This is a genomic window from Streptomyces sp. NPDC041205, from assembly GCF_055591765.1.
On the sequence record NZ_JBVIZH010000013.1, the window covers coordinates 128,759 to 146,003 of the forward strand.

A 17,245-nucleotide genomic window follows, 5' to 3' on the forward strand; every position below is an offset into this window, starting at 1 on the left:
GCCGCCAGGCTCAGCGGGGAGCGCGGCGCCAGGTCCCCGAGGAGCGGCCTCAGGGCGCCGCTGCCGCCCGGTGCTGCGCGCGGGCCACGTCGTACACCCCGGGCACATTGCGCATGGCGCGCATCAGGCCCGGAAGGTGCGCGGCGTCGGGGAGTTGGAGCGTGTACGTGTGGCGTACGCGCTGTTGACTCGGTGGTTCGACGGTCGCCGAGATGATCGCGGCGCCTTCGAGGGCGATGGCTTCGGTGAGGTCGGCCAGGAGGTGCGCCCGGCCGAACGACTCGGCGACCAGGGTGACCCGGCACTCCGTGGCGTCCCCCCAGCGCACGCCGACCTCCGGGCGCCCCACCTGTGTCATGCGCGCCACCGCGGGACAGGTGACGCGGTGGACGGTGACGACGCCGCCGCGTACCGCGAATCCGGTGATCTCGTCGGGCGGGACCGGAGTGCAACAGCCCGCGAGCCGTACGGTGGCGCCCTCGCGGTCGGCGACGACGTTCTCCGCCACCGGGCGCAGGGCCGCGGAGACCTGCGGCCGCGGTGCGGCGGCAGGCACCGTCACGGGGGCCGGGGGCGCCGGGTCGGCCTGCGCGGGCGGGACGGGGGCGGGCGCCGGGTGCGTGGTGAGCCAGCGCCGGATGGCGATGCGCGCGGCGGGCGTGCGCGCGTGGTCGAGCCAGTCGCGTGAGGGCCCCGACGTCAGGTCCTGGCCCATGAGCAACTGCACGGTGTCGCCGTCGCGCAGGACCGTGCTGAGCGTGGCCAGGCGGCCGTTGACGCGCGCGCCGATGCAGGCGTGGGCGTCCTCGCCGTACTGTGCGTAGGCGGCGTCGACGCAGCTGGCGCCCGCGGGCAGGCCGAGCGTGCCGCCGTCGGTGCGGTAGACGGCGATCTCGCGGTCCTGGGCCAGGTCCTCGCGGAGCGTCGACCAGAAGGTGTCGGGGTCGGGTGCGGCCTGCTGCCAGTCGAGGAGGCGGGAGAGCCAGCCGGGGCGGGTGGGGTCGGCGCGCTCGCCGTCGGCCGGCTGCTCCTCGGACGGCCCGGCGTAGGGGTTGTGCAGGGCGACGACGCCCGCTTCGGCGACCCGGTGCATCTGGTGGGTGCGGATGAGGACTTCGGCGACTTCGCCGTCGCCGCGGGCCACGGCCGTGTGCAGCGACTGGTACAGGTTGAACTTCGGTACGGCGATGAAGTCCTTGAACTCCGAGACGACCGGCGTGAAGCAGGTGTGCAGCTCGCCGAGGACTCCGTAGCAGTCGGCGTCCTCGTTCACGAGGACGAGCAGGCGGCCGAAGTCGGCGGGGCGCAGCTCGCCGCGTTTGCGGTGCGCGCGGTGCACGGACACGAAGTGGCGTGGCCGGATGAGGACTTCGGCGGCGATGCCGGCCTCACGCAGGACGCCGCGCACCTCTTCGGAGATGTCGGCCAGCGGGTCGGTCCCGGCCTTCGTCTTCGCCGAGATCAGCTCCTTGACCTCGGCGTACTCCTCGGGGTGGAGGATCGCGAAGACGAGGTCCTCCAGCTCCGTCTTCAGGGCCTGCACGCCGAGGCGTTCGGCGAGCGGGATGAGGACGTCGCGGGTGACCTTGGCGATGCGGGCCTGCTTCTCGGGGCGCATCACGCCGAGCGTGCGCATGTTGTGCAGGCGGTCGGCCAGTTTGATCGCCATGACGCGGACGTCGTTGCCGGTGGCGACCAGCATCTTGCGGAAGGTCTCCGGTTCGGCGGCGGCTCCGTAGTCGACCTTTTCGAGTTTGGTGACGCCGTCGACCAGGTAGCAGACGTCGTCGCCGAACTCCGCGCGCACCTGATCGAGTGTCACATCCGTGTCCTCGACGGTGTCGTGGAGCAGGGACGCGGTCAATGTGGTGGTCTCGGCGCCCAGTTGGGCCAGGATCAGCGTGACGGCGAGCGGGTGTGTGATGTACGGCTCACCGCTCTTGCGCATCTGGCCGCGGTGCGAGGACTCCGCGAGGACGTAGGCACGGCGCAGGGGCTCCAGGTCGGCGTCCGGGTGGTGGCCGCGGTGAGCCTCGGCCACATGGCCGATGGCGTCCGGGAGGCGGTCCCTCGTGGCGGGGCCAAGGAGTGCGGCGCGGCCGAGTCTGCGCAGGTCGAGGCGGGGGCGGGAGCGCCTTCGCTGGGTCGAGGGCGTCGTCGGGCCGGGCGTCGCGGGATTCGTCGCCTCCGCACTCATGGGCACCTCCGGCAGCTCCGACCGGCGGTGAGCGGACGGCAGCCTGCTCCGTCCGGGCCGGTGCTTGATGCTATCGAGCCCAACACGTGGTGCTGACCCGCTCTCGCCGAGCGTGAAACGGATCACCCATTCGAGCGACAGTTCTGTGGAGTGTCGTTTCGACCGGGACGAGCGCGGTTTCGACCGCGGCGCGGGCGCGCGGCCGGGCGGGCCGCCCGTGGTCGCGTGTGCGCCGTGCGGCCGAGCGCGCCATTCAGGCCGCCGCTACGGCCGCCGCCAGCCAGTCGGCGTCGATCTCGCCCTCGGCCACGATCACGGCGGGGCCCGTCTTCTCGATCTCGCCGTCCGGCCGCTCGGTGATGACCAGGCGCCCGCCGAGCACATCCACGGTGTACGCCACGGGGGCGCCGGTCACGGCGGGGTCCAGGCCGTCCCTGCGCGCCGCCGCGACGGCCACCGCGCAGGCGCCCGTACCGCACGAGCGGGTCTCGCCCGCGCCGCGCTCGTACACGCGCATGGCGACGTGGCGCGGGCCGCGGTCGACCACGAACTCCACGTTCACACCGTGCGGGTAGGCCGTGGCCGGGCTGAAGGGCGGCGGGTCCAGGAGGCGGCCCGCGTGCGCCAGGTCGGCGACGAAGGCGACCGCGTGCGGGTTGCCCATGTTCACGTTGCGCGCGGGCCACTGGTGCTCGCCCACGGAGATCGTGACGTCGCCTTCGGGGAGCACGGCCTTGCCCATGGCGACGGTGATGTCGCCGGGGGCGCCGTCCTCGGCGGGCTTGGCGATGTGCACGCGCTTGACGCCGCCGCGGGTCGCGACGGCCAGGTCACCCTCGCCGACGAGCCCGGCGCGCTCGAGGTAGCGGGCGAAGACGCGCACGCCGTTGCCGCACATCTCGGCGACCGAGCCGTCGCCGTTGCGGTAGTCCATGAACCACTCGGCCTCGTCGGCCAGGTGCCGCGCGTCCGGGTGGGCGGCGGAGCGCACGACGTGCAGCAGGCCGTCGCCGCCGATGCCCGCTCGGCGGTCGCACAGGGCGGCGACGGCGGCCGGGGACAGCTCGATGGCGTTGGCGGCGTCGGGGACGATCACGAAGTCGTTCTCGGTCCCGTGCCCCTTGAGGAAGGCGATCGGCGTGCTCATCCCTCGATCGTACGGGGTGGGTACGACAGCCTGTCGGGTGCCGCCCACGTGGGGGGGCGGCGTCCTGGGTGCGGCGTCAGGCGCCGATCCTGTCGAGGGGGTGGCCGAACCGTGCCGCGTATGACCAGCTGCCCCGCAGGCGCGGCGCGCCTCCAGTCACCCCACAAGCCTGGGCCGTCGGGGGACGTCAGCGAAGCCGGGCCACCCGCCACACCGCGAGCACCGCGACGACCCCGACGACCAGCGTGTACGCGGACACCACGCGCCAGTCCGGCCTGCGCCCGGAGCCGCGCTCCGGCAGCCCCGGCCAGGTGTGACCCACGCGGCGGGCGGCCATCATGCCCCAGCCCGCGGCGCAGGAGCTGATGAGCAGCCCCAGCATCGCGACGACGGCGCCGCCGTCGCCGAACTCGAAGGCAAGCGGGAAGGCGAACATCAGGGAGCCGACGGCGGCGAGGATCACGATCGGCGCGAGCTGCCAGATGCGCAGCCTGCGCTGCGGCCGCAGCTCGACCTCGACCTCGGGCTCCGTCGCCAGCTCCTCTTCGGTGGGGCCGTCGTCGGTCATGCCGCTCGCGGTGGTCCCGGGGCTGTCCGGTCCGTCCGGGCTGAGCCGCGCGCCGTTGTGCGCGGTGTGCTCCGCACCGTCGTGTGCGGTGTGCCGCTCGCCGTCATGTGCGGTGTCACGAGGGCCGGCCTCCATCGCCACGCGCCCTCCCACTTCGGACTCCACTGGTCGATCGATGGTCGATGATGGCACGCCGTCAGCTGCCTCGATGACCGGCGGAGCGTCCCGATGCCATCACGTGATCAGGCTGTGACCGCTCGTTCGACCAACGCCATTGCACTCCCCGGGAGTTCCCCGCGGTCGGCGACGGCGCCGCTCAGCCAGTGCACGCGTGGATCACGCCGGAACCAGGAGTCCTGTCGGCGCGCGAAGCGTTTCGTGGCGCGCACGGTCTCGGCGCGCGCCTCGTCCTCGGTGCACTCACCGGCGAGCGCCCCGAGCACTTGTTGGTAGCCGAGCGCGCGCGACGCCGTGCGCCCCTCGCGCAGCCCTTGCGCCTCCAGCGTGCGCACTTCGTCCACAAGTCCCGCCTCCCACATGCGGTCCACGCGCGTGGCGATGCGCAGGTCGAGCTCGGGGCGGGCCACATCGACGCCGATCTGCACGGTGTCGTACACGGACTCGTGGCCGGGGAGGTTGGCGGTGAACGGCTTGCCCGTGATCTCGATGACCTCGAGGGCGCGCACGATCCGGCGCCCGTTGCCGGGCAGGATCGCGCGGGCCGCGTCCGGGTCGGCGGCGGCGAGGCGGGCGTGCAGCACGCCGGGGCCGCGCTCCTCCAGCTCCTCCTCCAGGCGGGCGCGGACGGCGGGGTCGGTGCCGGGGAACTCCAGTTGGTCGACCGCCCCGCGCACGTACAGGCCGGAGCCGCCGACCAGGATCGGCCAGCGGCCCTCGCCGAGCAGCCGGTCGATCTCCGCGCGCGCGAGCTTCTGGTACTCGGCCACGCTCGCCGCCTCCGTCACGTCCCAGACGTCCAGGAGGTGGTGCGGCACCCCGTCGCGCTCGGCGGGCGTCAGCTTGGCGGTGCCGATGTCCATCCCCCGATACAGCTGCATCGAGTCGGCGTTGACGACTTCGCCGCCGAGACGCTGGGCGAGGTGGACGCCCAGATCGGACTTTCCGGCCGCGGTGGGCCCGACGACGGCGATGACCCGCGGGGCGGGAGGTGCACTTCTCACCGCCCCAGTCTCGCAAATCGCTCGACGGGTGCCCGAACGAGCTACGTGACGGCACGGCTCCGGGTTCGTTGCCTGTTGCGAGGTTCCGGCCGCCGGTTTCGAGGATCGGTGACCCGGGCGACGCAATCGGACGCACCGGGTGGCGCGGGATTTCGCCCACACGAGTAACGTATGGAGTAGATATGGGCGTTTTTAGTCGATTTCGCCGGAAGAGCAAGGACACGGACGAGGTATCGACCACCGAAGCGGCGGCCGCCACCCTGACGGCCGAGGCGGAGGACGCCGAGGCCTCCTCCGAGGCCAAGGCCGAGGACAAAGCTGAGGAAGGCACCGAGGCCGCCGCGTCCGCCACGGGCAAGGACAAGTCCGAGACGAAGGCCGCCGCCGAGGACGAGACGGAGGAATCGGCCGAGGCGGCTGCCGCTGAGGGCGTGGAGATCCCGAAGCAGCAGTCCGCGCAGGAGGCGGCCGACAACGAGGCCGGTGAGAGCGCCCGCAAGTGACTCCCCCGCGAAGGAAGGCGAATCCGTGGGCTTCCTGAACCAGCTGAAGGACAGACTCGCCCCTGCCAAGGACAAGGTCTCGGGCCTCGCGCAGCAGCACGGGGACAAGATCGACCAAGGCCTGCACAAGGCCGCCGACGTGGTCGATCGCAGGACCAAGGGCAAGTACAGCGACAAGATCCAGGCGGGGACGGGCAAGGCCAAGGACGCCCTGGACCGCCTCGCCGGGACGGACGGCGGCAAGGGCGGGGGCGGCGGCGCCACTCCCCCCGGCGACGCCCCGCCTCCGTCACCGCCGACGCCCCCTTCGGCTTCCTGAGCGGCTCTGCACAACCGGCGGACGGCCGTGAAGCGCGACTGGCTTCACGGCCGTCGGCGTGTCCGGGGGCGGCTTCCTGGGGGCGGCGTCGCCCTACGACCAGGCCGCCACCAGATAGCCCACCCCGTACGGCGCGTCGTCGAAGAGCAGCTCGCCGCGCAGGCCCGCGCCCTCGGCCGCGCCCGCGAGCACCTGCCAGGGCGCCCGGCCCGCGGCCTTCAGCTCCTGCGCCAGCTCCGCGTCCAGCGCCCTGAGCGCCGCCGCGTCCGCCGCGGCCAGCGCCCGCGCCACGTCCGCGTCGAACCCGGCGGCCCGCTCGTCCAGATAGCCGGGCGCCTTGAGCGTGCGGCACGCGCTGGCGTCGCCCATCACCAGCAACGCCACCCGGTCCGCGCGCGCGGCGATCTCCCCTCCCACTTGGATACACCGCTCGGGCGCGAGAGGTTCCCCCACGCCGAGGCCTTCGAGCGGGGCGGCCGACCACTCCGTACGTCCGAGCAGCCAACCGGCGACGGCCAACGACACCGGAAGCCGACGCTCCGCGGCCTCGCCCGTGCCGTCGCTGTCGTCCACGGGGGCCCCTCCGAGGCGCACGTCCAGGTCCACACCGAAGCCCCGGAACGAACCGCGCGTCCCCTGGGGGTGCGGTCCACGCTCCTGCTGCTCCGCGGGGCCCACGACGACGAGCCGGTCGGGCCGTGACGCGGCGAGCACCCCGATCGCGTCTGTGCACGCCACCCGCGCGGCATCCAGTTCCGGCGCCGCGCCCGCGGCGACCTCGGGCACGAGCAGGGGCGGACAAGGGCAGACGGCTGCGGCGACAAGCATGATCCGCAGCGTACAGACACGGCCGACGGACGCGGCGGACAGGAGGCAGCCGACGCGGCTCTCCGGCGGGGCCGCCAAAGGGGCACCTCGTGGGGAACGCGGCTCCCCGGGGGCCACCAGAGAGGCACCCTCCGTAGTGAACGCGGCACTCCGTAGAAGCCGCCTTGCGCCCCGGCCCGCCCCGGGAGAGCCGTGTGCGTCAGTCGATGCCGCAGCCGCCCGTGGCCGCCGGGAGCGGCTCGGGGACGCCCACCTTGGGGAGGCCGAGCAGCACTCCGGAGGGCTTCGGGGCGTCGGCCGTGTTGCGCTTCTCCCAGGCGTCGCCCGCGCGGGTGCGCCGGACGTCGAGCACGGCGCCCTCGGCGAGCAGGTGGTGCGGCGCCGCGTACGTGACCTCGACCGTCACCACGTCACCGGGGCGCACCTCGGTGTCGGGCTTGGTGAAGTGCACCAGGCGGTTGTCGGGGGCGCGGCCGGACAGCCGGTGCGTGGCGCCGTCCTTGCGGCCCTCGCCCTCGGCGACCATCAGCTCCAGGGTGCGGCCGACCTGCTTCTTGTTCTCGGACCAGGAGATCTCCTCCTGGAGGGCCACCAGGCGTTCGTAGCGCGCCTGGACGACCTCCTTGGGGATCTGGTCGTCCATCTCGGCGGCGGGCGTCCCGGGGCGCTTGGAGTACTGGAAGGTGAAGGCGTTGGCGAAGCGGGCCTCGCGGACCACGTGCATGGTCTGCTCGAAGTCCTCCTCGGTCTCACCGGGGAAGCCCACGATGATGTCCGTGGAGATCGCCGCGTCCGGCATGGCGGCGCGGACCTTCTCGATGATCCCCAGGTAGCGGTCCTGGCGGTAGGAGCGGCGCATCGCCTTCAGGACGGGGTCCGATCCGGACTGCAGCGGCATGTGCAGCTGGGGCATCACGTTCGGCGTCTCGGCCATCGCGGCGATCACGTCGTCCGTGAAGTCGCGCGGGTGCGGGGAGGTGAAGCGCACCCGCTCCAGGCCCTCGATCCGCCCGCAGGCGCGCAGCAGCTTGCTGAAGGCCTCGCGGTCGCCGATGTCGGAGCCGTACGCGTTCACGTTCTGGCCGAGCAGCGTGATCTCCGAGACGCCCTCGCCGACGAGCGCCTCGATCTCGGCGAGGATGTCGCCGGTCCTGCGGTCCTTCTCCTTGCCCCGCAGGGCGGGCACGATGCAGAAGGTGCAGGTGTTGTTGCACCCCACGGAGATCGACACCCATGCCGCGTACGCGCTCTCGCGGCGCGTGGGCAGGGTCGACGGGAACGCCTCCAGGGACTCGGCGATCTCGACCTGTGCCTCTTCCTGCACGCGGGCGCGCTCCAGGAGGACCGGCAGCTTGCCGATGTTGTGCGTGCCGAAGACCACGTCCACCCAGGGCGCCTTCTTGACGATGGTGTCGCGGTCCTTCTGGGCCAGGCAGCCGCCGACGGCGATCTGCATGCCGGGGCGCTGGGTCTTGCGGGGAGCGAGGCGGCCGAGGTTGCCGTACAGGCGGTTGTCGGCGTTCTCACGGACCGCGCACGTGTTGAAGACCACCACGTCCGCGTCGCCGTCGGAGCCCTCCGGAGCGCGCACGTAACCGGCGTTCTCCAGGAGGCCGGAGAGGCGTTCGGAGTCGTGGACGTTCATCTGGCACCCGTAGGTGCGGATCTCGTAGCTTCGCGCGACGGCCGCTTCGTCCACTGCTTCGTCCACTGCTCCGGTCCGGACACTGCTGCTGGTCATCCCTCAAGGGTACGGGGGCAGCGACAGTGGGCTCTCACCACCTGGTCCCCGCCTCGCCCCGCCCAATTCGGGTGCGGTCCGCGGGGCGGTCCCCATAGCTTCGGCTCATGAGTTCTTCCTTCGTCCCCGACGACTTCGCCGTCCCCTTGGAGCTGGTCACCCCGGAGTTCCGCCTGGAACCCCTGGGTGCCCAGCACAACACCGAGGACCTCGCCGCCTGGACCGGCAGCATCGAGCACATCCGTGCCACCCCGGGCTTCCAGGGCCGGAGCTGGCCCCCGGTGGCCGGGATGACGCCGGAGGAGAACCTTCGCGACCTGTGCGAGCACGCGGAGGACTTCGCCCGGCGCGGCGGGTTCACGTACACCGTGATCGAGACGGCGAGCGGCGAGGTCATCGGGTGCCTCTACATCTATCCGCCCCATGTCGACGACTCGCGTACCGACGCCTCCGGAGCCGACGATTTCGACGCCGACGTCCGGTCCTGGGTCCGGGCCGACCGGGCCGGTCTCGACGCCCCCCTGTACGCGGCCGTGAGCGCGTGGCTGGCCGCGCGGTGGCCCTTCGGGAGGGTCAACTACGCGGCCCGCTGACCTCGCGCCGCTACACGACCCCGGTCACCGTCACCTTGACCCGCGCGGAAGCCGCATGCGGCGCCTGCTCTTCCAGGGCCGCCACGACCGCCGAGCGCACCGCGCGGGTCACGTCCAGGGCGCGGTGCCCCCGGCTCAACACCACATACACCTCGATGTCCAGCCCCTGGGAGCCCTTCCTGCGCTCCACGCGCACTCCGGACACCCCGCCTGCCCCGGACGTGCCACGGCCCGCTCCCAGGCCCACGGAGGTGCGCAGGAGCTCGGCGAGGCCGGGGCGCAGGAAAGCCACGCCACGGGTGGCGAGGACGGCGGTGCCGACGACGTCCGCGAGTGCGCCCGGAGCCTGCTGTTGCGTCATCCCTGCCGCCCTTCGATGCCCGCGCCCCGGTCCGTGCCCCGGCCCGCGTCCGTGCCCGCGTGTGTGCCCGCGTGTGTGTCGACGTCCGTGTCCGCGTCTTCGAGCAGGTCGGCGATCACCACGTCGACCGCCGCGACCCGCATGCCCAGCTCGCGATCCGCGGCCGCGACGATCCGGGCGCGCACCTCGTCCGCGACGAGCTGCAGGTTCCAGGAGAGGCCCACCTGCACTTCGATACGGACCCTGGCCGGTCCGCGCGGCAGCCGCCCCGGGGGCGGGGCCGAGGCCGGGCGGCCGGTGTCCTGGGGGTCGGCCTCTATGCGGCAGCTGCCCGCGCGGACGCCCGGCAGGGAGTCCACGGCGGCCCGGAACGTCCGCGCGGCCGCCGCCTCCACGATCCACGCGTCCTCGTCGGCCTCCCCCAGCGGGAGGGTGCGTCCCGGCCGCAGTTCGAGGCGTACGACGTCCATGACGCGGCCGGCGAGCGCGGCGGTGTCCCACACGCGCTCCTGGGGCTCGTCGTCGCGTGCCCGGGCGACGACGTCCTCGAGGGACCGCAGCGCCCGCAGCGCGTCGGCACAGTACGGGCAGACGGCCGTGTGCGGATCCGGCTCGCCCGTCTCCGCCCGCTCCCACACCTGCGCGAGTTCCCGGCCACAGGGCAGGATCTCCTCCTCGGGCACGTCCTCGAACGACGTCTCGCCCGGTGCCCCGCCTTCGTTCATCGCCATCCGGCCATCGCCTCCGTCAGATAGCGCCGGGCCCTGAAGACGCGGCCTCGGACCGCCTCCTGGCTGATGCCGACCGACTCGGCGATGGACTCGTAGGGCACGCCGTCGAGTTCCCTGAGGACCCAGCACACCCGCTGCTCCGGTGAGAGCCCCTCTATCGCCCGTGACAGGTCCTGAACGGCGGCGTGCGCCTCGGCGGCCCGCGGCGGGGACACCTGGTGCTCTGGAGCCTGCGGCTCCGGAACGCTGTCCAGGGCCGTCACCGGCTGCCGCGAACGCAGCACGTTGAGACAGCGGTTGGTGACGATCCGGTGCATCCAGGTGCCGAACCGGGCGTCCCCGCGGAACTCCGGAAGCTTGCGCCAGGCGCTCACGAAGGCCTCCTGCACGGCGTCCTCCGCCTCTGTCGGGCTGCCGAGCAGCCGTGTGGCCAGGCGCAGCAGGACGGGCGCGTGCCGGTGCACGAGCGCCTCGAAGGCCTCGTCGTCACCTTCGGCGGCGCGCACCACCAGCAGCGCGTCCTCATGCGGCAACGACGCATCCGTATCCTCCGGCGCTCTGCCCCGGTCCCCGGGCACACGCGGCTCCTCTCGCTTCGGTCGTCCTCTTACGACACACGACAAGCCGCCCGCGTTACGCGGCGCAGGCACGTTACCCGTCCGGGGAAGAAATTCCCGAGAGGCGCGTAACGGATCCGGGGCACCCGTGTCAGTGGAGGTGAAGGGCGCGACACGAAGTGGTCCGGCGCGGCGAGCGTCGTACGACACGGAACGCGCGACGGGGGCAGCACACCAACACGGTCGGCACGGCGTGCACGGCCGGTGAAGACCCGCACGACCAACGAGACCAACGACTAGGAGATGCCGATATGGCGACACAGGAGCTCACCTCGAAGTCGGCCACTTCCAGCAGCACGGAGAAGGACCTCGTCGGCGGCACGAAGAGCACCGAGGGAGCCACCACCCTCACGGGCCGCACCGGCGCGAGCGAGCCGGCGGCGACGCGCGGCAAGACCTCGATCGCGGATGTCGTGGTCGTCAAGATCGCCGGCATGGCGACGCGCGAGATCCCCGGAGTGCACGACATGGGCGGCGGCCTGTCCCGCACCATCGGCGCCGTGCGCGACCGTGTGCCCGGCGGGCGCCCGAACGTGGGCCGCGGCGTGAAGGTCGAGGTCGGCGAGCGTCAGACGGCGATCGACCTCGACATCGTCGTCGAGTACGGCGTGCCCATCACGGACGTCGCCCACGACGTGCGCGAGAACGTCATCGCGGCCGTGGAGCGCATCACCGGCCTGGAGGTCGTCGAGGTCAACGTCGCGATCAACGACGTGCATCTGCCCGACGACGACCGTGACTCCGCCGCGGAGACCCGCGTGGAGTAGGGCGCGACCCCGTGCCCGGCGGCTCCGATGTCCCTTCTGCGGTGTGAGGTGAGTGGTGAACAAAGCCCTGGTGGGCCTGTTTTCGGGGATGGCACTGGGATTCGCCGGATGGTTCGGCGGCTTCGGGGCTTTCCTGCTGGTCGCCGCGCTCGGCGCGGTGGGCTTCGTCCTGGGACGCCTCGTGGACGACGGGACCGACATCCGGGAGTTCCTGTCCGGGCGTGACCGGGAGCGGCGATGAGCACCCCCGCCGCGGAGCGCGGCGCGACCACCGTCGCGGACCGCGCGGTGCGCCGGATCGCGGAACGCGCCGCCACGGAGGCACTGGGTCCGGGCGAGGTCCGGGTCAGCCGGGGCTCGGCGGCCGTGCGCGGCCGCCGGGCCCGGGTGGGTGTCACCGTGGCGGTGCCCTACCCGGGCGTGCTGGACGACACGGGCGAGAGTGTCCGCTCGCACGTCACCGACCGCACTGCCCACCTGACCGGTCTCTCCGTGGACTCGGCCCGCGTCCACGTAAGGGAGTTGTCCCTGCGGGGGCGCCCTACGGAGGGGGAGCGCCCTACGGAGAAGGTCGATCACACGGAGGGTGCTGGGTACGCCGAGGGCACTGGGTACGCCGTAGGCCCCGCAGACTCCGGGGGCGTCGAAGCGACGTCTACGGAGGCGACGGTCGCGCGCGGCGGGCGGCGCCCGTGGTCCGAACGCCGTCTGCCGGTGGCCGTGTTGGCCCTGGCTGCGGCCGTCGCCTCCGGGGTGCTGCTGTACGACGTGGTGGCGGTGCACGCGGCGGACCGGTCGCCCGCGCGGTGGCGGGTGCGGCTCGTGGACTGGCTGGCCACGCACGGACCGGACGGCGGTACGGCGGTGAACATCGCCGCCGCGGCAGCCGTGTTCGCCCTCGGCGTGTGCCTGCTGGTCCTGGCGATCACTCCGGGGCAGCGACGGCGTCTCCCGATGGCGCCGCCGCTGCCAGGGGTGCACGCGGTGCTCGAACGCGGTGCGGCCGCGGCCCTGTTGCGGGACGCCATGGTCCAGGTTCCCGGCGTCACGCGGGCGCGGGTGCGGGTCGGGCGCCGCCGGGCGCGGGCGCGCGTGGGGCTGGGGTTCGGCGACCCCGCCACGGCCCGCCAGGAGGTCCTGAGGGCGGCCCGGGCGGCCTTGGCGGAGTGCGGGCTCAGCAGGCCGCCCCGGCTGCGTGTACGGCTGCGTACGGAGCCCACGTGGCGCGAACCGGCGCCGCCGCCCGCCCCGGACCCGGGCCCGCCCGGGACGACGCCACAGACCGCCGCCCAGGAGCCCACGCCGGGGAGCGACCCCTCATGAGCGCGCTCCGGCGAGGCGTGAACCGCGCGACGCTGCTGTGCGCCGCGGCGGTGCTGCTCGGTTCGGGGGCCGCTCTGGCCACCACGGCGACCCCCGTCCGGGACCGGCTGCCGTCCGGCTGGCCGCGCCTGGGCACCGACCGCGTGTGGCTGGACGGCGCCGCGCTCGGGCGCTGGCGCGACCACGGCTGGTGGCCGCCCGTCGTGATCGCGGCCCTGGCCGTAGCCCTGTTGCTGTTCCTGTGCTGGGCCGCCCTGGAGTTCCGCGCGGGGCGCCTGCGGGTGCTCACCCTGGGGCGGGACGGGGTCACCCTCGCCGGCCCGGCGCTGGCGGCGGCGATGGCCGAGCGCGTCCAGGCGGTCGACGGTGTGGCCCGCGCCCACGTACGGCTCCTCGGCCGCCCCCACCGGCTGCGGGCTCGCATCACGCTGGTCCTCGCGGCCGACGGCTCGCCGCGCGCGGTCCTGCGCCGGCTGGCCGAGCAGGCCGTGGCGGAGGCCCGCGCGGCGGCGGCACCGCGCACCCTGGAGGCGGAGGTGCGGATCGGCGTCCGGATGCACAGGCCGCGCCGCCGCATCCGCTGAACGGCGTCCCGCGCTCGAAGGACACCATCTCCGCAGCGCTCACGCCATCTCGAAAACCGCCCTTCCGTAAGGGCGTTCAGGGGTGCTGCGGCGCGAGTGTGAGATGGACGCTCGCATTCCGCGACTAGATTGCCTCCAGGCGCATCAGCGGCCGCGCGCGTCACGGCCCCCACCCCGCCGCAACCTCACAACGTCACACGTAAAACGTCACGCCAGGAGGCGATCACGTGACCGCGAGCCCTTCTCCGCAGGAGCCGTCCCCGCAGGACTCGGCCGACGCGGCCGACGCCGTACGGAACCGGATCAACACCGCGCAGCCGCACACGGCCCGCATCTGGAACTACTGGCTCGGCGGCAAGGACAACTACGCGGTCGACCGTGAGGCGGGCGACAGCATCCGTGAACTCCACCCGGGAATCGGCGACTACGCGCGCGCGGACCGGCTCTTCCTCGGCCGCGCGGTACGGCACTTGGTGGCCGACTGCGGCGTACGCCAGTTCCTCGACATCGGCACCGGACTGCCGACCGCGGACAACACCCACGAGGTGGCCCAGCGGATCGCCCCGGAGTCACGCATCGTCTACGTAGACAACGATCCGCTGGTCCTCACCCACGCGCGCGCCCTGCTGACGAGTTCCCCCGAGGGCCGGACGGACTACCTGGACGCCGACATGCGTGACGTCGAGTCCGTCCTGGAACACGCCTCCCAGACGCTGGACTTCAGCCGTCCGGTCGCGTTGATGCTCCTGGGAGTCGTGATCTTCATCGAGGACGACAAGGAGGCCCAGGGTCTCGTGCGCCGCATCATGGACGCGCTGCCCTCAGGGAGCCATCTCGTCCTCTCGCACACGATCACCAGCCCGGCGATGCCGGACGTCGACGCGGCCGTGGCCTTCTGGAACGAACACGGCACGCCGAAGCTGACGCAGCGCACTCCGGAGCAGGTCGCCAGGTTCTTCGACGGCCTCGAACTGCTGGAGCCCGGCGTGGTCTCCTGCTCGCGGTGGCGTCCGGAGCCGACGGAGCTCGGCGAGCCGGACGAGGTGGCGATGTTCGGCGGTGTGGCCCGCAAGCACTAGAACGCGCGGCGCGCGGGTCACAGGTGACGGGCCGCCCGGGCCGACGCACCGCACGGGTCACGGCAGCGGGACCCAGGCCGTCCGCCCCTGGGCGTCCCGCTCGGCCCGGCCGAACACCACGTCCGCGAAGTGGATGCCGAAGCCCAGCGTGCCGGGCTTGCCCAACTCGTCGACAAGGCGATGGCGCTGCTCGGCGGACTCCACCGGGTCGAGGTCGACCACCGCCGACCACTCCGGGTGGGCGATCTGGACCGGGCTGTGCAGGGCGTCACCGAACGCGAGGAGCCGTTCGCGGTTCGACGTGATCTCGAAGACCAGGTGGCCCGCGGTGTGACCGGGCGTCATGAGGGCGCGCACGCCGGGGAAGACCTCCTCGCCGTCGGTGACCGTGCGGACCCGGTCGGCGAAGGCCGCCAGGCGCTCAGGGGTCGCCCCGTGCGGGGCGGCGAGGTGGCGGTGCTCCCACTCGGGCGCGGAGACGAGGTGGGGGGCGTGCGCGAACGGCGGCAGGTCGCTGCCGGGGGCGCGGTGCCAGGCCCAGCCGAGGTGATCGCCGTGCAGATGCGTGAAGGTGACCGCCTCGATGTCCTCGGGGCGCCGGCCCACCTGGCGGAGGCTGTCCAGGAGTCCGCCGCTCGTGAGCGCGCCGATGCGCTCGTCGGCCGGGTCGTCCGGCGAGACCTGGGGGCCGAAGCCGGTGTCTATCAGCAGGGCCCGCTCGCCGTGCTCGACGAGCAGCCCACCGACGCTCGCGACCAGGTGCCCCCGCTCGTCGAGGTGGTCGGCGTACGGCTCCCAGTCGTCCGCGGTCGTCGCGGGCAGCCAGCCACGCGGCTTCAGGCCCACCGCGCCGTCGGCCAGATAGCTGACGCGCAAGTCGCCGACGTGGATGGTGCGGGTGCGCGCGGGACGGCGGAACCGGTCGTCCCAGCTGTTCCCCGGACGGAAGTCCGAGGTGGTCTCCGAACTGGTCTCCGGACTCGTCTCCGAGCTGGTCATGGCACTCCTAGGACGTCGTGTGGCAGTGGTGGCGCAGGTGAGCGGGCAGGCGGAACCACGCGGACCGGATGGCTTCCGTGCCGCACCAGAACGTTAGAGCTGCAATCATTCGAGTTGCAACTATTACAGTTCGATGCGATTGCGTAAGCTGGGCCACATGACGACATCGCGCGGCGGTGCCGCCGAGACGGAGCCCCACGCCGCAACCACGGGGCCTCCCGACCGCGCGGAGCTCCAAGCCGCCGCCGACCGCCGCCTCTGCGGCCTCGTGGGCACCCTGGCCCGCCGCATCGACGCCCATGTACGCGACCGCGCCACCACCCTGGGCCTCACCGCCGCGCAGGCCGTCGCGCTGCGCGAGCTCACCGGCCCGCTGACGCTGCGCGAGCTGGCGGGGCGCATGTGCTGCGAGCCGTCCAACGCCACGTTCGTCTCCGACCGCCTGGAGGAGCAGGGGCTGGTAGAGCGCCGCCCGCACCCCAGCGACCGACGCGCGAAGCAGCTCGTCCTCACGCCCGAGGGCACCGCCCTGCGCGAGCGCCTCATGGCCCTGCTCTCCGCCGAGTCGCCGCTCGCGCCGCTGACCCAGCAGGAGCAGGACACCCTCCAGGACCTGCTCCAACGCGCCGTCGACCGCTGAGAATTCGGTTTCGCCCCGGCGGTGCGGCAACGAAGAATGCCCACATGACGACGCCCACCGACGAGCCTCACCGGAACGGCAAGCTGCACGCCGGGGAGCCGGACATCGACGTACCTCTGGTCCGGAAGCTGCTCGCTGCCCAGTTCCCGCAGTGGGCGCACCTGCCCGTCGGGCAATTCCCGTCGGCCGGGACCGTCAACGCGGTGTTCCGGCTCGGCGACGACATGGCCGTACGCCTCCCCCGCATAGCCGGGGGCGCCGCGGACGTGGCCAAGGAGAGCCGCTGGCTGCCCTGGCTCGCGCCTCAGCTCCCGGCGACGATCCCCGCCGTGCTGGGCCGTGGCGAGCCTTGCGAGGAGTATCCGTGGGCCTGGTCCGTCCACAGCTGGCTCGACGGCGAGAACCCTGCCGTCGGGGCACTCACCTCACCCGACGCGCTCGCCGCGGACCTGGCCGCGTTCGTCACGGCCATGCGCCGCGTCGACCCCACGGACGGACCGCCCGCCTATCGCGGGGCCCCGGTGGCGACGGAGGACGCCGAGACCCGTGCGGCGATCGAGGAACTGCGGCGGCTGGGGCAGACGGGTCACACGGGTCACACGGGTCACACGGGTCACACGGAAGTGAACACCACCAACGCCTCCCCCACCGTCGACACCCGCATCGACGTCGAAGCCGCCACCGCCGTCTGGGAGGCCACCCTCCAAACCCCCGACTGGGACGCCCCACCCGTCTGGGTCCACTCCGACCTCATGCCCGGCAACCTGCTGGTCCGCGAAGGACGCCTCCACGCGGTGATCGACTTCGGGACGGCGGGCGTGGGCGACCCCGCCTGCGACCTGATCGTCGCCTGGAACCTGCTGCCCGCCGACGCACGCGAGACGTTCCGCGCCGCGACCGGCGCAGACGACGCGACGTGGGCGCGCGGGCGCGGCCGCGCGCTGTCCATGGCGCTCATCCAGCTGCCGTACTACGCCGTCACCAACCCGGCGCTCGCCGCCAACGCGCGCCATGTGATCCACGAAGTGCTCGCCGACCACGCGCGCGGGGCCTGACACGGGCGCCCG

At 73.2% G+C, this 17,245-nt stretch carries 20 protein-coding genes; 10 read left to right on the plus strand and 10 right to left on the minus strand.

The genetic code is table 11. From position 1 onward, the window contains the following. Nucleotides 1-49 precede the first annotated feature (49 nt). From ACZ6BG_RS36235 to miaA, 4 genes are all read right to left on the minus strand, one after another. Nucleotides 50-2,197: a RelA/SpoT family protein gene (locus ACZ6BG_RS36235; RefSeq protein WP_469009814.1), complete on the minus strand. Its 2,148-nt coding sequence runs from the start codon at nt 2,195-2,197 to the stop codon at nt 50-52. Nucleotides 2,198-2,450: 253 nt separating this feature from the next. Beyond that, a complete protein-coding gene (gene dapF, locus ACZ6BG_RS36240; protein ID WP_469009817.1) occupies nt 2,451-3,344 on the minus strand; it encodes a diaminopimelate epimerase in 894 nt (297 codons plus the stop codon). 187 nt (nt 3,345-3,531) lie between these two features. Next, complete coding sequence (locus ACZ6BG_RS36245) at nt 3,532-4,047, minus strand: hypothetical protein (RefSeq protein WP_469009956.1); 516 nt, start codon at nt 4,045-4,047, stop codon at nt 3,532-3,534. 107 nt (nt 4,048-4,154) lie between these two features. Next, nucleotides 4,155-5,093: a tRNA (adenosine(37)-N6)-dimethylallyltransferase MiaA gene (gene miaA, locus ACZ6BG_RS36250; protein ID WP_469009820.1), complete on the minus strand. Its 939-nt coding sequence runs from the start codon at nt 5,091-5,093 to the stop codon at nt 4,155-4,157. A 182-nt stretch (nt 5,094-5,275) separates the two neighbouring features. On the opposite strand from miaA, the gene ACZ6BG_RS36255 reads away from it, so the two are divergent. Both ACZ6BG_RS36255 and ACZ6BG_RS36260 read left to right on the plus strand, forming a co-directional pair. Then, complete coding sequence (locus ACZ6BG_RS36255) at nt 5,276-5,596, plus strand: hypothetical protein (RefSeq protein WP_469009822.1); 321 nt, start codon at nt 5,276-5,278, stop codon at nt 5,594-5,596. A gap of 25 nt (nt 5,597-5,621) precedes the next feature. Then, nucleotides 5,622-5,915 (plus strand): antitoxin, encoded by a 294-nt coding sequence (locus tag ACZ6BG_RS36260; RefSeq protein WP_469009824.1) that lies wholly within the window; start codon nt 5,622-5,624, stop codon nt 5,913-5,915. A 93-nt stretch (nt 5,916-6,008) separates the two neighbouring features. Here ACZ6BG_RS36260 and ACZ6BG_RS36265 read toward each other — a convergent pair whose 3' ends face one another. Both ACZ6BG_RS36265 and miaB read right to left on the minus strand, forming a co-directional pair. Continuing rightward, nucleotides 6,009-6,743 (minus strand): class III extradiol dioxygenase subunit B-like domain-containing protein, encoded by a 735-nt coding sequence (locus tag ACZ6BG_RS36265; protein ID WP_469009826.1) that lies wholly within the window; start codon nt 6,741-6,743, stop codon nt 6,009-6,011. 199 nt (nt 6,744-6,942) lie between these two features. After that, entirely contained in the window at nt 6,943-8,484 is a 1,542-nt protein-coding gene (gene miaB / locus ACZ6BG_RS36270; protein ID WP_469009827.1) for a tRNA (N6-isopentenyl adenosine(37)-C2)-methylthiotransferase MiaB, read from the minus strand. 107 nt (nt 8,485-8,591) lie between these two features. Here miaB and ACZ6BG_RS36275 point away from each other — a divergent pair, with 107 nt between their 5' ends. After that, entirely contained in the window at nt 8,592-9,077 is a 486-nt protein-coding gene (locus tag ACZ6BG_RS36275; protein WP_469009830.1) for a GNAT family N-acetyltransferase, read from the plus strand. 10 nt (nt 9,078-9,087) lie between these two features. Here the strand turns inward: ACZ6BG_RS36275 and ACZ6BG_RS36280 are convergent, their stop codons facing one another. The 3 genes from ACZ6BG_RS36280 to ACZ6BG_RS36290 are packed head-to-tail and all read right to left on the minus strand — an operon-like array spanning nt 9,088 to nt 10,702. After that, nucleotides 9,088-9,438 (minus strand): Asp23/Gls24 family envelope stress response protein, encoded by a 351-nt coding sequence (locus ACZ6BG_RS36280; RefSeq protein ID WP_469009832.1) that lies wholly within the window; start codon nt 9,436-9,438, stop codon nt 9,088-9,090. Next, the gene (locus tag ACZ6BG_RS36285) at nt 9,435-10,169 is read right to left on the minus strand and encodes a hypothetical protein (protein ID WP_469009834.1); all 735 of its coding nucleotides are present in this window, start codon (nt 10,167-10,169) and stop codon (nt 9,435-9,437) included. Before ACZ6BG_RS36285 ends, ACZ6BG_RS36280 begins: the two co-directional genes overlap by 4 nt. After that, entirely contained in the window at nt 10,160-10,702 is a 543-nt protein-coding gene (locus ACZ6BG_RS36290; protein ID WP_469009836.1) for an RNA polymerase sigma factor, read from the minus strand. Before ACZ6BG_RS36290 ends, ACZ6BG_RS36285 begins: the two co-directional genes overlap by 10 nt. Nucleotides 10,703-11,037: 335 nt before the next feature. On the opposite strand from ACZ6BG_RS36290, the gene ACZ6BG_RS36295 reads away from it, so the two are divergent. The 5 genes from ACZ6BG_RS36295 (at nt 11,038) to ACZ6BG_RS36315 (ending at nt 14,539) form a co-directional block, all read left to right on the plus strand. Further along, the gene (locus ACZ6BG_RS36295) at nt 11,038-11,553 is read left to right on the plus strand and encodes an Asp23/Gls24 family envelope stress response protein (RefSeq protein ID WP_469009839.1); all 516 of its coding nucleotides are present in this window, start codon (nt 11,038-11,040) and stop codon (nt 11,551-11,553) included. A 55-nt stretch (nt 11,554-11,608) separates the two neighbouring features. Further along, a complete protein-coding gene (locus tag ACZ6BG_RS36300; protein WP_468456292.1) occupies nt 11,609-11,794 on the plus strand; it encodes a hypothetical protein in 186 nt (61 codons plus the stop codon). Beyond that, nucleotides 11,791-12,876: a DUF6286 domain-containing Asp23/Gls24 family envelope stress response protein gene (locus tag ACZ6BG_RS36305; RefSeq protein ID WP_469009842.1), complete on the plus strand. Its 1,086-nt coding sequence runs from the start codon at nt 11,791-11,793 to the stop codon at nt 12,874-12,876. Before ACZ6BG_RS36300 ends, ACZ6BG_RS36305 begins: the two co-directional genes overlap by 4 nt. Continuing rightward, nucleotides 12,873-13,460, plus strand: a complete 588-nt coding sequence (locus ACZ6BG_RS36310; RefSeq protein ID WP_469009844.1) for an alkaline shock response membrane anchor protein AmaP — start codon at nt 12,873-12,875, stop codon at nt 13,458-13,460. The genes ACZ6BG_RS36305 and ACZ6BG_RS36310 overlap by 4 nt, the downstream gene beginning before the upstream one ends. A gap of 302 nt (nt 13,461-13,762) precedes the next feature. Then, nucleotides 13,763-14,539: an SAM-dependent methyltransferase gene (locus ACZ6BG_RS36315; RefSeq protein ID WP_469009960.1), complete on the plus strand. Its 777-nt coding sequence runs from the start codon at nt 13,763-13,765 to the stop codon at nt 14,537-14,539. Nucleotides 14,540-14,596: 57 nt separating this feature from the next. On the opposite strand, the gene ACZ6BG_RS36320 is transcribed toward ACZ6BG_RS36315, so the two are convergent. Next, nucleotides 14,597-15,538 (minus strand): MBL fold metallo-hydrolase, encoded by a 942-nt coding sequence (locus ACZ6BG_RS36320; protein ID WP_469009846.1) that lies wholly within the window; start codon nt 15,536-15,538, stop codon nt 14,597-14,599. 157 nt (nt 15,539-15,695) lie between these two features. Here ACZ6BG_RS36320 and ACZ6BG_RS36325 point away from each other — a divergent pair, with 157 nt between their 5' ends. Together ACZ6BG_RS36325 and ACZ6BG_RS36330 are read left to right on the plus strand one after the other, a co-directional pair. Next, nucleotides 15,696-16,178, plus strand: a complete 483-nt coding sequence (locus ACZ6BG_RS36325) for a MarR family winged helix-turn-helix transcriptional regulator (protein ID WP_469009848.1) — start codon at nt 15,696-15,698, stop codon at nt 16,176-16,178. 44 nt (nt 16,179-16,222) lie between these two features. Further along, entirely contained in the window at nt 16,223-17,233 is a 1,011-nt protein-coding gene (locus ACZ6BG_RS36330) for an aminoglycoside phosphotransferase family protein (protein WP_469009851.1), read from the plus strand. Nucleotides 17,234-17,245 lie beyond the last annotated feature (12 nt).